We start from the raw sequence: 13364 nt of genomic DNA, 5'->3' as shown, positions 1-13364 counted from the left end.
GTATCACAGGCGCTTATTGCGCCGACCGAGCACAGAAAGACGGCCCCCAGGGTGCTTTTCAGCTTTTCTTTTATCGTTGTCAGACACATCGTTTCCCCCCTCATACCGGGCTGCTTCACCACTATTGGTTTCAGCCTCGCCCACAGGCGCAGCACCGTGCTGCGCTGCATCTTCGCAATCACAGGCAGCCTTGAACAGCGCTCCAATAGTAACCCTGAGTTGTTCGCTGGCAAAATCTCGCGTCTTGGAAAGGCGCCGCTCCACCTCGCTGTACCATCGCAACCCCGGCAGGTCCTCCGGAATGTCACCGGGTATCCACTGGGGACTGAGCCAGGCGGTCAATTCCATCAGTGGAACAGTGTTCAGGTCGCGCATCAGGACATAATCATTCCTGTCGGTCCGGGTGAGAACCCCGTGATCCTGCAGTACCTTGCTCAGGCGCCGCCACTGGCCAAACTTGATACCCACCAGAGCAATATCCCGCTCGCGCAAAGGCTGCCCATGCCGGCCGCCGGTATACAGCTGCCAAAGTACAATCAGGGTTGCCACCAGGTCCGTATGCCGGCGCCCCTGAGTCGCCGACTGATACATTGAAAGGGTGCGCACAAGCACGCATCCCGCCAGCACCAGCATCCACATCAGATAAATCCACAGCAGAAACAGCGGCACAAAAGCAAAGGCCCCATAAATCGCCTGCACCGAACTGCGCGCAACAATGACCCCAAACAGGTATTTCATCACCTCAAAGGCGATTGAGGTAATAACACCACCTTCAATCCCGTGGCGCAGGGGCACGTAACAGTTGGGTACCGCGGTAAAAAGCAGGGTAAAGATGGCACTGGTAAAAATAAAAGGCAGCAGCCTCAACGCAACCGCCATCAAACCCAAACCATCCTCTCCGCCCAGAAACAGTTTCTGGGACAACAGATAGGTACTGGTGGCCAACCCCGCGCCCAACAGAATCGGCCCCAGGCTGAGTATCGCCCAATAGAGCAAGAAACTGGAGACCCCACTGCGTCCACGGGATACGTCCCAGATGGAATTGAAAGTTCCTTCGATACTGCGCAGCATCAGTCCGGAAGTAATAATCAGCATGGCGATGCCCACACCGGTGAGGCGCTGGGCCTGGGTGGAAAAGCTGCTGATATATTCCTGCACCTCACGCCCGCTCTGGGGCACAAAGTGGGAAAAAATCTGCTCCTGCAACTTGCTCTGAAGGCCAGCAAAGTCCGGAAACAACGACAACATCGCATAGCTCACAGTCACCAGCGGTACTATCCCGAACAGGGTGATATAGGTGAGGGCCGCCGCGCTCCGCTGGCAGCCCTTCTCGTTGAACAGTGTCCACAGTGACACCGCAAAGCGCCGCCAGTGATTCACCCAGTTCCGCATGGTGGTTCCCGTTTTGATATCTTGCGCTGTGCGAACGCTTGCACAACAGGGCAGTACTTGCCCAAGCTTAGAACTCCGCAAGGTTATTCGGTTAGAATACGCCAAACATTAACAGGATATCGCCAAGATGTGGACGATTTACCACAACCCTCGTTGTTCAAAATCCCGCCAGACCCTGCAGCTATTACAGGAACAAAGACTGGAGCCGGAAGTGGTCCTCTACCTGGAAACACCACCGTCGGCACAGACCCTCAAGGAGATAATTGCCAAGCTCGGCACCGGCGCACGTGACTTAATGCGTCACGGAGAGCCACTTTACAGGCAGTTGAACCTGCAGGACAAAACACTGAGTGAAGCACAGCTGATCAATGCAATGGTGCAGAATCCCATTCTGATCCAGCGCCCGATTGTTGTTAAGGGCGAAAAAGCTGCCATCGGACGCCCACCGGAAGCGGTACTGGAGCTGATGTAATGGATGCGGGTTTACCGGCTGCCTATGTTCTGGTGCTCTATTACAGCCGCACCGGCGCCACTGAGCGTATGGGTGCAGAGCTTGCCCGCGGTGTGGAGTCATCGGGCATGACCGCACGCCTGCGCACAGTGCCCAGTGTATCTCCTGACACCGAGGCCAGCTTGGCGCCGGTACCCAGTGAGGGCGCCCCCTACTGTACATTCGAGGATCTGCGCCACTGCGCCGGCCTGCTCATGGGCAGCCCCACCCGCTTTGGCAACATGGCCTCTCCGATGCGCTATTTCCTCGATCAAACCAGCGATCTCTGGCTGGAGGGCAGCCTGACTGGCAAGCCCGCTGCAGTATTTACCTCAAGCAACAGCCTGCACGGCGGGCAGGAGACCACGCTTATCTCCATGATGCTGCCATTGTTACACCACGGCATGCTGATCGCCGGTATCCCCTATTCCGAGGCGGGGCTGAATCGCACCCACACAGGCGGCACTCCCTACGGTGCCTCGCACTGGGCCAGAAACGGTACCAGCACACTGAGTGAGGATGAAATTACCCTGTGCCGGGCACTCGGTGCCCGCATCGGCAGGCTGGCCGGGACTTTGCGACAAACACCAACCAGTGGCGGGATTGGGGGCTCTCAGTGAACCAAGCCGTGCAGTACAAGCTGAAAATGGCACTGACCATCAACTGGTTCTGTTATATCGGCCTGCTGGTGCTGTTTGCGGTGTGGAACCTGTTTTTGGAGGGCGGTTCCATCCCGCTGTGGTGCATACAGACCCTACCGCTACTGCTGGTGTTGCCCGGCTTGATGCAACAACGCTACCGCAGCTATCTGTGGCTCTGTTTCATCCTGCTTTTGTACATCACCACCGGTATTGTCGACGTAATGATGCCTACACGCGGCTGGCAGGATGGCGCCATGCTGGTCTTAAGCCTTATTCTATTCTTTTCTGCAATGATGAGCAGTCGCTGGCATCGCCTGCAGTAGCCCCTTGGCAGACACCCTACCTATGATTCAAAAGAAAGATGCGCGAAAACGACTGAACCCCCAACGCGCTAAGGAGTTTTGAGGTTTGACTGATTCACCCCCCCAAAAAGGCCTTGTGCGCAGTTTTTTCAGTGCTATTGGCGCTTCCATTACTTGGTTGAGACGTGTGTTCACCAACCTGCTGTTCCTGTTGGTGCTCTTGTTTCTCGGTATCGCCATCTTCAGTAAAGATGACCAACTGGCTGTCCCCCAGGGCGCCGCTCTGCGCGTGGCGCCCAGCGGCTTTCTTGTGGATGAACTCTCCCAACCCGCCACGCTGCCAATCTTCCTGGGAGGCTCAAACAGCCCTATGGAGGTTCGCGTCAAAGATCTGGTCGATGCAATCGACCATGCCGCCAAGGACAAGCGCATCTCCTCACTGGTACTGGAAATGGATCAGATGGTGGGGGGCAGCCTCAGCAAACTGGACGAAATTGGCGCCTCCCTGCAGCGCTTTAAAGCCGCCGGCAAGCCCATTTACGCGGTGGGGGACAACTATACCCAGGCCCAGTATTTTCTCGCCAGCCACGCCGACAAGGTCTATCTAAACCCCATGGGCTCGGTGATACTCACCGGTTTTGGGGTCTACCGCAATTATGTAAAAACCGCGCTGGACAAGCTGAAGGTGAATTTCCATGTGTTCCGTGTGGGGGATTACAAGGACTTTATCGAGCCCTACACCCGCGACAACATGTCCCCCGCCTCTCGCGAGAACAACCAGCGCTGGTTGCGCGAACTCTGGGGTGAATACACCGAGCAGGTGACCGGTCTGCGCAACCTGCCCGCCGAAAGTATCGATTTGTTTATCGATGAGCTGCCTCAGAAGCTGTCGCAGCACGGGGGCAGCTGGGCCGAGGCGGCACTGGCCAATAAATTGGTGGATCAACTCGCCAGCCGCAACGAGGCCATGGAAGCACTGAAAAAAGCCATCGGCGAGGATGAAAAGAACACACGTAGGTACAAATCCATCGATGCCCTCAATTACCTGCGCAGCCGCACCCTCGCCGACACCGCCAGGAAACTCCAGCAATCCAGCAAAGTCGGTCTAATCACCGCCAGTGGCACCATTGTCGATGGCCAGGCCCCCGCCGGCAGAATTGGCAGCAAGAGTCTGGGCAAGCTGATTGCCCAGGCGCGCGAGAAGAAAGTGGATGCCCTGGTACTGCGTATCGATAGCGGTGGCGGTTCCGCCTTCGCCTCGGAGGAAATTCGGCAGGAACTACTAGCCACCCGCGAAGCGGATATTCCAGTGGTGATTTCCATGGGCAGCGTGGCTGCATCTGGTGGATACTGGATCGCCACCGCTGGCGACCGCATCTGGGCTTCCCCCGCCACCATCACAGGTTCAATCGGCGTATTCGGCGCCTTCCCAACCTTTGAGGACTCCCTTGAATCCATCGGTATTTACACCGATGGCGTGGGCACCACGGACCTGGCCGGAAGCATGCGCCTGGACCGCCCCCTCTCGGAAGCGGCCGCCAGCATACTGCAACAGGGGGTCGACAACACCTACGCACGCTTTCTGCGCATTGTCGCCGAAGCCCGTGGCAGCACCCCGAAAGAAGTACACAAAATTGCCCAGGGACAGGTGTGGACCGGACGCGCCGCAAAGAAGCTGGGGCTGGTGGATGACCTGGGCAATCTCAGTGATGCCGTCGCCGACGCGGCACAACTTGCTGGCGTTGAAGAATACGATATCCTAGAGATTCAGCGAGAAATGACCCCAGGCGAAAAGTTTCTGCGTGCCCTGAGTGACAATGTGGACGCACAGCTCGCCGCACGCCTTGAAGCCAATCTGCCTTTAGGGGCTTGGTTGAACAGCGTACAGCCTGTATTGGCGCCAATTGCCGAACTGCAAAGCTACCGCGACCCCCGCGCCCTTTATCTGCACTGCCTGCCCTGCCAGGCGCCCTGAGTCCCGTAAGCTACCCCCTGTGCGTCGGCTCAATGCCGGCGCTCACGCCCATAAAGCCCGCGCAATTCGGCCTTGGCCGCTTCCAGTACCCGACGCCTGCGTGCAGGCAAGCGCTTGCCTGCACGATTGATATAGAACGTCAGCATCGCCATGGCGGAACGGTAGGGATCGGATTTGCGCTGCCCACGGGTCTCAGCCGCCCTTTTCAATGCCCGCGCAATGGCTCTTGGGTCATCCAGGTTGAACAGTCCTTCGCGCAAATCCAGGGCATGGCTGCTGCGTGTCACCCGCTCAGACCAATTGCTACTGGTACTTTTACTTTTCACCACACTCAACGAAAACCTCCGGCAAACCGGGCTTCACTGCTAATGGTAGGGTGTGCGCTTGGCAGTTGCCCATGCTCTCTGGCGGCAGGCCTCACGCTGTACTATCGGGCACTTTTATTCGGCGCAGTGCCCCGCTTACCGCCGCCAGCACAAACGCCACAAAACTCAGGATACCAGCCCACAGCAGGGTGGTTAGAGGCGCTGCGTATTCGCTCAACACACCCGCCGCCAGAGCACCGAGCGCTGCAGAACCAAACAGGGCTAACTGGTAAATGGATATGATCCGACTGCGGTAATCCGCCGGTGCCAGTAACTGGACGATACCGCGCCCCAACCCCGCAGAGGCCGCTGCAACAGCACCCCAGCACAGGCACAGCAAGATCAGGCCCAGAGGCGTGGGCCCGAAGCTAATGGCAACCAACAGAGCCGCGCTGTAAAGCAGGCACATCAGGATACCCCGCCCCGGCTCCGGACCCTGGCCACGGCGTAACATGGTCACTGTGGCGGTGACCGTACCGGCCACAAAGGCCAGCTGTAGCGTTGCATAGTAACTGGCGCCGCGACCGTAGCCCTCAGCCAGCAGTGGCAGCACTACCAGGAATACGCCGATGTGCACAAACCCGTTAAACGCCATCAATGCTGTGAGTTCGCGGAGTACCGGACGCCGCCAGGTCTGCGAAAGACCGTCGAGAATCAGTGCATGCGGGCGTTGTTCCACCACATCCACACTGACATCGCGCTCCCGCAGTGAGAGAAGGAAAACTGCAGAGAGCAGCAACGCTGCAATCTGCACCCCCAAAAGGAACTCCAGCCCCCACTGATCAAAACGACTGGCCAGCAGCATGCCGGCAGCCTGACCTCCGTACTGTGCCAGCATCATCCAGGTAACCGTTGTCTGCACACACCGCTCCGAGGACCGCCCTTTTGGATTGTGGGCACTGCGCTGTACCAGATTGTCCCGCGACGGCTGTAAAAAAGCACTGCAGATTCCCAGACAAATGCCATAGGCCAGCAGCACCGGCAAACTGATAACAGACAGGGTGAAGCACAGCAGCAGCGCTGTGTGGCACAGGGACAGGCCGAAGCAGGCCAGCGCCGACACCACGGCGGGATCGCGCCGGTCCGCCACGGCACCCCCAAACAGCAGCAGGAGCAGATTCGGCAGCAACACCGATGCCTGTACCCAACCCAATTGTAACGCCGGCAGATTCACCACCGTGAGGGCGATCCAGGGCAACAGAATCACCTGCAGACCGGTGGCCAGGGAAGTACCACTGTAGCCCAGCAGGAATCGCTGCAGCCTGAGCGGTATCTTGAGAGAGAGGTTGTCCAAGGGTTATTGCTCTGTCAGCGCCTGTCCATCCCGCGCACGCTGGATCGATCCAGGCAACATAAGGCGCCATCGCAACAGCCGGCGCAAAGTGCTCAGCGCGGCCTGATCTTCACCGTAAGCCGCGCCCTCGAAAGCGTCGGTGACACCTTGGGCCAGAGCTGCCAGCTGCGGTCTGGCCTCGCCGATACGCCGCGCATAGTCCCGCGGTGTCTCGCCTGTGCCACGCACCAGTCCTGCGCGCGCCATACGCCGGCAGAATTTATCATAGAGGCGTTCTGCCGGGGACAGCTTGCCCCCCTGGCCACCGCGCCAAATCCATAGCAGTAGGCCCAGCAGTACCACTGCGGTCGGCACGGCGAGTAACAGCGCCATGCGCAGCGGGGAAATTTCGCCCAACAGGCGTTGCAGATAATCCCGCTGCCTGTCCCCATCAAAACTTACAACAGTCTGGTACCAACGGTAGTTGATCCTGTCCCACTGCAGGCGCAGTTTCATCACAATATCCACACGGTGCCAAGGCAGCAGGGCATCCTGCATAAACTCCGCCCCTGCCGCACTCTCCAGGCCATCGCGCACCCGTTCCGGTGCTACCGCCGCTGTCGGATCTACCCGCAGCCAACCGCGCCCTTGGTGCCAGACCTCCGCCCAGGCGTGGGCATCGTATTCCCGTACCAGCAGGTACTCCTCGCCGCTCACCCATTCCCCGCCCTGGTAACCGGCCACCACCCGCGCGGGTACGCCCGCAGCGCGCATGGCAAAAACATAGCTGCCGGCAAAATGCTCACAGAAGCCCTGACGACTGTCGAACAGGAACGCGTCCACACTGTCGCTACCCAGGGCCGGAGGACTCAGTGTGTAAGTGAACTCCCGGTTAAAGCGCGCGAGCAACTGTGCGGAAATATCACTGGCACCCAGGCCCTGCCGGCGCAGGCGCACCACCCACGCGCGAGTGCGCGCATTGCCGGACGGCGGCAGCTGCAGATTGCGACGTCGCTCGGCGCTGCTGAGCGGCACCGGCGGACCCTGGGAATCCCTGGGCCAGGAGCGCACGTCATAGGCGAAACGGCTAAAAACCGGCGTGCGCTTGACCAGGCGATCATCGGTGGTGGCCCCTACCCCGGCACTGTCGGAAGCCGGGCGTGCCAGCGCGAACAGCCACGGGACACGGCTTGGCTCCTGGATCACCTGGTAGCGATAGCGCGGACCCACTTGTGGCAGGGGCCGCTCGCCACTTTTCCAATACACTCGCCCCCCGTTGCGAGGGTCGACAGCAAAACCCTGGCGCCAGGTGCGTCCATCAAATTCGGAGTAGACCAGGCCGCGCCAGTAGCGTTGTTCCGGCGGCGGTATGGGGCCGTCGAAAGCGATGCGCAACACCGGTTTGTCGGATTTGGACAGGCGGGTAAAGTCCCCCGGCGCCATGGAATCGCTCACCCCGGTACGTCCCGCGGCAGTGTCCTGGGGCACAGACCAGAGTGGCCCCAGGCGCGGCATCGCCACAAACAGCAGCAACATCAGCGGCGCAGCCTGGGCCAGCAGGCGGGTTGAGAGACCCAGGGCCCGGCGCGGGCGCGCACTGAAGCCGCCCGACTGTGCGGCTAATGCGGCTGTAATCACTACCACACAGAGCAGGCCGTAAAGGGCATAGGGAATGGTCTGCTCCCGTACAAACAGTGTCGCCGCCACGAAATAGGCCAGCAGCAGACTGACAAAGGCGTCGCGGCGGCTCACCAGCTCCAGATTTTTCAGGGTGAGGGACAGTGCCAGCAGCGCCACCATGGGTTCCAGTGCAAACCAGCGTCGGTAGGACAGTGACAGTCCTGCTGTGGTCAGCAAAATCACCAGCAGTTTCAGGGTACGCCCAGGCAGGTCGCGACGCCCACGGAAAACCTCCAGGCGCCAGTAAACCGCAAAAGCCCAGGCAAAGGGAATCCACAGGGGCAGCTGGGTGAACTGGGGCAGCAGGGCGACAAACTGCGCGGCAAAAATCCACACCAGGCTCTCGCGGGGTAACCATTCCCTGGCGCTCTCCATCAGCTCCCCCACTTCGGGAACAGGGCCAGGGCTTGAAGTACCTGTTGCTGATGTTTCGGCCCCAGGGCAGGCGCAATACGGGTACCGGGCAGGCGCAGGCCGTAGGCAAGCTGCTGTCTCTCCGCCTGCAGTGCCCAATGGCACAGGTTGCTCAGGCGGGTCTCCACATCCCGTCCGTTGAGCAACTCCCAGTCCAGCCACAGACGCCCGTCAGTGCGGCTCTCGTACTCCTTGCTGTAGAGGTCCCGCCCGGCAGCGTATTGTTTCCAGGCCAGGTGGCGCAGTGAATCGCCGGGCTGATACGGCTTGAGGGTGTTGAGGTCATCGTGCCCGCGGTGCACTTCGCCACTCTCGCCCTCGCTCTGCGCAACACCCACAGGGAGTGGACCGGCAGATACCGGCCGCGGGTACACCAGAAACTCCACATCCAGGTCGAGCCAACTCCAGCAGCAAAACAGGCCCAGGGGAAAGCGGCTCTCTATACGCAGGCGCGGAGCCTGCACCCGCCCCCGCGCCACCACGGGCGCAGTAATGCAGACATTTGTGCCGGCTTGGTCATACAGGTCCACATACCTCCCCCCTTCCGGAGGCCAACCCAGCTGTATCCGCTCCCGTTTACGCCTGCCTTCACGGCGGACATTGATGTCCGCCTCGGCAAAATCTCCCACAAAAGCCGGGCGGGTGCTCAGCAGTTGCAAATGCAAATCCACTAGGTTGGCGAAGGTATGTACCGGTAAAACCACAAAAACACTGGCCAGTAAAAAGGTCAGGGCAAATACCAGATTGTTTTCGTAGTTGGTGGCCAACAGCCACAACAGTGCGATCATCAGCAGGAAGCCGAGCCCCGCACGGGTGGGGAGGATAAACAGGCGGCGGTGATTGAGGACGATAGCGCGGGCGCGGGGCGCACGCCGGTTGAGCCAGCGCTCAGCCAGCGCGCGGAAAGGGTTACCTGCGGTGTTGCGGGTCACACTCATCTGCTCAGGCCGCGATAATATCCACTTGGCGCATCAGGCGCTCCACCAGATGGTCGCCATTGCCGCTGTCGCTCTGCAGGCGGTGTCCGGCTACGGAGGGTAGAACCGCCTGTATATCCTCCGGCAACACATGGCCGCGGTTGTGGATCAGGGCCCAGGCTTTCGCCGCACTCAATAGCGCCAGGGCACCCCGCGGCGACAGACCCACGGTGCAGTCGGGACTACGGCGTGTGTACAGCACCAGCCGCTCCAGGTAATCCAGCAGGCTTTCAGAGGTTTTCACCTGACCCACCAGATGCTGCATTTTCTTCAGGGTGCTGATATCGATGCGCGGTTTTATTTCGGCCAGTTGCCGGCGGGGGTCAGTACCCAGGAACAGAGCCCGCTCTGCTTCACGAGTAGGATAGCCGAGGCTGATCCGCATCAGGAAGCGGTCCAGTTGGGATTCCGGCAGGGGGAAGGTACCCGACTGCTGCAGTGGGTTCTGGGTGGCGATGACAAAAAACGGCTGCGGCAGCAACCGCGTCTCACCATCCGCGCTAACCTGGCGTTCCTCCATGGCCTCCAACAGGGCGCTCTGGGTTTTCGGCGATGAGCGGTTGATCTCGTCGGCCAGCAGCACCTGGCTGAACACCGGACCTTCATGAAAATGGAACTGGCCCGATTGCCGATCAAAAATCGACACGCCGAGGATATCCGCCGGCAGCATATCACTGGTGAATTGCACCCGCTTGTAGGAGAGGCCCAGCACCTGCGCCAGCGCGTGCGCCAGGGTGGTCTTGCCCATGCCGGGCAGGTCCTCAATCAGCAGGTGGCCCCTGGACAGCAGGCAGGCTAGCGCCAACTGCACCTGGCGCTCTTTGCCCAACAGAACACGGCCAACATCGGAAACGATAGCGGAAACTATTTTTTGCACGGCAAATCCAATACTGCTCAATATTGCTCTGGCCGTTTTGCGGCCCCGTGTCGGCTCCCCCATCACCAGCAGGGACGGCCACCCAATCGCCCGTCCGGCGCCGGTTGATGTCGCCCCACTATTCATCATAGGCGCAGGGGCCCCGCCCCCACCGTGCTAGCGGTAAATCGCGACACTTACAGCCGGGACAACCCCCGCATCAGGTCGCGCTTGAGATCCTCTACATGCTCGAGCCCTACGGAGATGCGGATCAGGTTCTCCGTGATGCCGGCACGGTTTTTATCTTCTTCACTGAGGCGCCCGTGGGTGGTGGTGGCCGGGTGCACGATGGTGCTCTTGGCATCACCCAGGTTGGCAGTGCAGGACAGGATTCTGCAGCTGTCGATCACTGTCCAGGCCTGCTCGCGACCACCGCGCACGGTAAAACTCAATACCGCGCCAAAAGCGGTCTGCTGCTCTCGGGCAAGTCGGTGCTGGGGATGTTTGGGCAGGCCGGTATAATTGACCCGCTGCACCACCTCCTGCTCGTCCAGCCACCAGGCCAGATCCAACGCGTTGGTACAGTGGGCCTGCATCCGCAGGCTCAACGTCTCCAGCCCCTTGAGGAACACCCAGGCGTTAAACGGACTCATACTGGGTCCGGCGGTGCGCAGGAAAACCACCAACTCGTCTATGATTACCTCCCTGCCCACGGCGACACCGCCCAGGGCGCGTCCCTGGCCATCGAGGAACTTCGTGGCGGAGTGCACCACGAGATCGGCACCGAGCGCCAGTGGGCGCTGTAGGGCCGGGGTGCAGAAACAATTATCCACCACCAGCAGTGCACCGGCACTGTGGGCCACTTCCGCCAGGACGCGGATATCCGCCACCTCGCAAAGCGGGTTGGAGGGGGTTTCCATAAACAGCAGCCTGGTGGAGGCATCCACCGCCTGCTCCCACGCCTCCATATCGGTGAGATCCACATAGCGCACACCCACACCGAATTTTTCCATATAGCGCCCGAACAGCGCTGTGGTGGTGCCGAACACACTGCGGGAGCAGACCACGCTGTCGCCGCTTTGCAGCAGGGCCATGCAAATACTGAGAATGGCGGCCATGCCACTGGCCGTCGCCACCGCGGCCTCGCCACCCTCTAAAGCGGCGATGCGCGCTTCAAACATGCGCACGGTGGGGTTGGTATAGCGGGAGTAGACGTTTCCGGCACTCTCGCCGGAAAAACGCCTGGCGGCTTCCGCGGCGGAGGGAAAAACGAAGCTGGAGGTGAGATAGAGCGCCTCTGAGTGCTCCCCCTCCGGCGAGCGGACCTGCCCGGCGCGCACCGCCAGGGTTTCTAGAGCGTAACTGTCGTCTTCAAGCATATACCGCTTCCCGGTCAGTATTTACCGAAGCGGTCATCTTACCCGAAATGGTGCTCTATGGCGCCCTCTTCTGCTGTGAAGAGCGCGCTGGAGGTCACCTACAGGGCACTGGTATCAACCTTTTTGCGCTTGGCCTCGTCGTTGCGCGCCGTGTGCAGGTCGTCGAGGTACTGATCGTCCACATCGCGGGTAATGTAGTTGCCGTCGAACACGGAGCAATCGAAACGGTCGATTTTCTGGTTACCGCTGCTGGAGCTGAGTACCAGATCCTCCAGATCCTGATAGATCAGCCAGTCGGCACCGATCTCCGCACAAATCTCCTCGGTGGTGCGGCCGTGGGCCACCAGTTCATTGGCGGATGGCATATCGATACCGTATACATTGGGGTATTTCACCGCGGGGGCGGCGCTGGCGAAATACACCTTCGCGGCACCGGCATCGCGGGCCATTTGTATAATTTGCTTGCAGGTGGTGCCACGCACAATGGAGTCATCCACCAGCAGGACATTCTTGCCGCGGAATTCCAGTTCGATCGCATTGAGCTTCTGGCGCACGGATTTTTTGCGCTGCCTCTGTCCGGGCATGATAAAGGTACGGCCGATATAGCGGTTTTTCACCATACCTTCACGGAACTTCACACCCAGGCGGTGGGCCACTGTCTGGCCGGCAGTGCGGGCGGAATCGGGGATGGGGATCACCACGTCGACATCGTGGTCCGGGCACAGGCGCAGAATTTTGTCTGCCAGGTGCTCGCCCTGGCGCAGGCGCGCCTTGTGTACAGACACACCGTCCATAATGGAGTCCGGGCGCGCGAAGTACACATGTTCAAAAATACAGGGAGTCAGATACGGGTCCCCGGCACACTGCTCGGAGTGCACTGTGCCGTCCAGCTCGATATAAATCGCCTCACCGGGCGCCACGTCCCGCACCAGGGTGTAACCGAGCACATCCAGGGCCACGGATTCGGAAGCCACCATATACTCGGTACCCTTTTCCGTTTCACGTTTCCCATACACCAGCGGGCGGATGCCGTTGGGGTCGCGGAAGGCGACGATGCCGTAACCCACAATCAGGGCCACACAGGCATAGGCACCGCGCACGCGCTTATGCACGCCGCGCATGGCAGTGAAAATATCATCCGCTTTGGGCTGCAGCTTGTGCAGTTTGTGCAGCTCGTGGGCAAAGACATTCAGCAGGACTTCGGAATCGGAATCAGTATTGATATGGCGCAGGTCCTGCTGGAAGATCTCGTCCACCACTTCTCGCATATTGGTCAGATTGCCATTGTGAGCCATGGCAATGCCGTAGGGGGAGTTCACATAGAACGGCTGCGCCAGTGCGGGACCGGAACTGCCCGCCGTGGGATAGCGCACATGACCGATGCCGAAATTACCCTTCAAACGCTCCATATGGCGCGCGCGGAATACATCGCGCACCAGACCATTGGCTTTCTGCTGGTTCAAGCGGTCATCGTCACAGGTCACGATGCCGGCGGCATCCTGCCCCCGGTGTTGCAATAGGGTGAGGCCATCATAGAGCTGCAGATTGACGTCACTCTTACCGACGACACCGATAATACCACACATAGTTTTGACCTTACTTGATCGAGAAAGCGGCGCT

Annotated in this window: 12 protein-coding genes; 4 read left to right on the top strand and 8 right to left on the bottom strand. The window is 60.0% G+C overall.

Annotated elements, in window-relative coordinates:
- Positions 1-3 precede the first annotated feature (3 nt).
- Positions 4-1392, bottom strand: coding sequence for a YihY family inner membrane protein (locus M8T91_RS05200; RefSeq protein ID WP_301417489.1), 1389 nt, complete (start codon positions 1390-1392; stop codon positions 4-6).
- A gap of 127 nt (positions 1393-1519) precedes the next feature.
- On the opposite strand from M8T91_RS05200, the gene arsC reads away from it, so the two are divergent.
- The 4 genes from arsC (at position 1520) to sppA (ending at position 4800) form a co-directional block, all read left to right on the top strand.
- Positions 1520-1864 carry an arsenate reductase (glutaredoxin) gene (arsC, locus tag M8T91_RS05195; protein ID WP_301417487.1) on the top strand — a complete coding sequence of 115 codons (345 nt, stop codon included), beginning with the start codon at positions 1520-1522 and terminating at the stop codon, positions 1862-1864.
- Positions 1864-2502: an NAD(P)H:quinone oxidoreductase gene (gene wrbA / locus M8T91_RS05190; protein WP_301417485.1), complete on the top strand. Its 639-nt coding sequence runs from the start codon at positions 1864-1866 to the stop codon at positions 2500-2502. Before arsC ends, wrbA begins: the two co-directional genes overlap by 1 nt.
- Positions 2499-2846 (top strand): DUF2069 domain-containing protein, encoded by a 348-nt coding sequence (locus M8T91_RS05185; protein ID WP_301417483.1) that lies wholly within the window; start codon positions 2499-2501, stop codon positions 2844-2846. The genes wrbA and M8T91_RS05185 overlap by 4 nt, the downstream gene beginning before the upstream one ends.
- Before the next feature lie 85 nt (positions 2847-2931).
- Complete coding sequence (sppA, locus tag M8T91_RS05180; RefSeq protein ID WP_301417481.1) at positions 2932-4800, top strand: signal peptide peptidase SppA; 1869 nt, start codon at positions 2932-2934, stop codon at positions 4798-4800.
- A gap of 29 nt (positions 4801-4829) precedes the next feature.
- On the opposite strand, the gene M8T91_RS05175 is transcribed toward sppA, so the two are convergent.
- The 7 genes from M8T91_RS05175 to purF all read right to left on the bottom strand — a co-directional run bounded on the left by M8T91_RS05175 (position 4830) and on the right by purF (position 13330).
- Entirely contained in the window at positions 4830-5129 is a 300-nt protein-coding gene (locus M8T91_RS05175) for a DUF3175 domain-containing protein (RefSeq protein WP_301419025.1), read from the bottom strand.
- Between the two features lie 88 nt (positions 5130-5217).
- Positions 5218-6459 carry an MFS transporter gene (locus M8T91_RS05170; protein ID WP_301417479.1) on the bottom strand — a complete coding sequence of 414 codons (1242 nt, stop codon included), beginning with the start codon at positions 6457-6459 and terminating at the stop codon, positions 5218-5220.
- Between the two features lie 3 nt (positions 6460-6462).
- Complete coding sequence (locus M8T91_RS05165; RefSeq protein ID WP_301417477.1) at positions 6463-8493, bottom strand: transglutaminase TgpA family protein; 2031 nt, start codon at positions 8491-8493, stop codon at positions 6463-6465.
- Entirely contained in the window at positions 8493-9470 is a 978-nt protein-coding gene (locus tag M8T91_RS05160) for a DUF58 domain-containing protein (RefSeq protein ID WP_301417475.1), read from the bottom strand. The genes M8T91_RS05165 and M8T91_RS05160 overlap by 1 nt, the downstream gene beginning before the upstream one ends.
- Before the next feature lie 4 nt (positions 9471-9474).
- Positions 9475-10386, bottom strand: a complete 912-nt coding sequence (locus M8T91_RS05155) for an AAA family ATPase (RefSeq protein WP_301419023.1) — start codon at positions 10384-10386, stop codon at positions 9475-9477.
- A 176-nt stretch (positions 10387-10562) separates the two neighbouring features.
- Positions 10563-11744, bottom strand: a complete 1182-nt coding sequence (locus tag M8T91_RS05150; RefSeq protein WP_301417473.1) for an O-succinylhomoserine sulfhydrylase — start codon at positions 11742-11744, stop codon at positions 10563-10565.
- Between the two features lie 98 nt (positions 11745-11842).
- The gene (purF, locus tag M8T91_RS05145) at positions 11843-13330 is read right to left on the bottom strand and encodes an amidophosphoribosyltransferase (protein WP_301417471.1); all 1488 of its coding nucleotides are present in this window, start codon (positions 13328-13330) and stop codon (positions 11843-11845) included.
- Between the last annotated feature and the right edge of the window lie 34 nt (positions 13331-13364).

Origin of the sequence: Microbulbifer sp. MI-G (genome assembly GCF_030440425.1) — a bacterium.
Classification (GTDB): Bacteria; Pseudomonadota; Gammaproteobacteria; order Pseudomonadales; family Cellvibrionaceae; genus Microbulbifer; species Microbulbifer spongiae.
The sequence above is the reverse complement of the archived record's forward strand: the minus strand, read 5'-3'. Positions and strand labels throughout refer to the sequence as shown.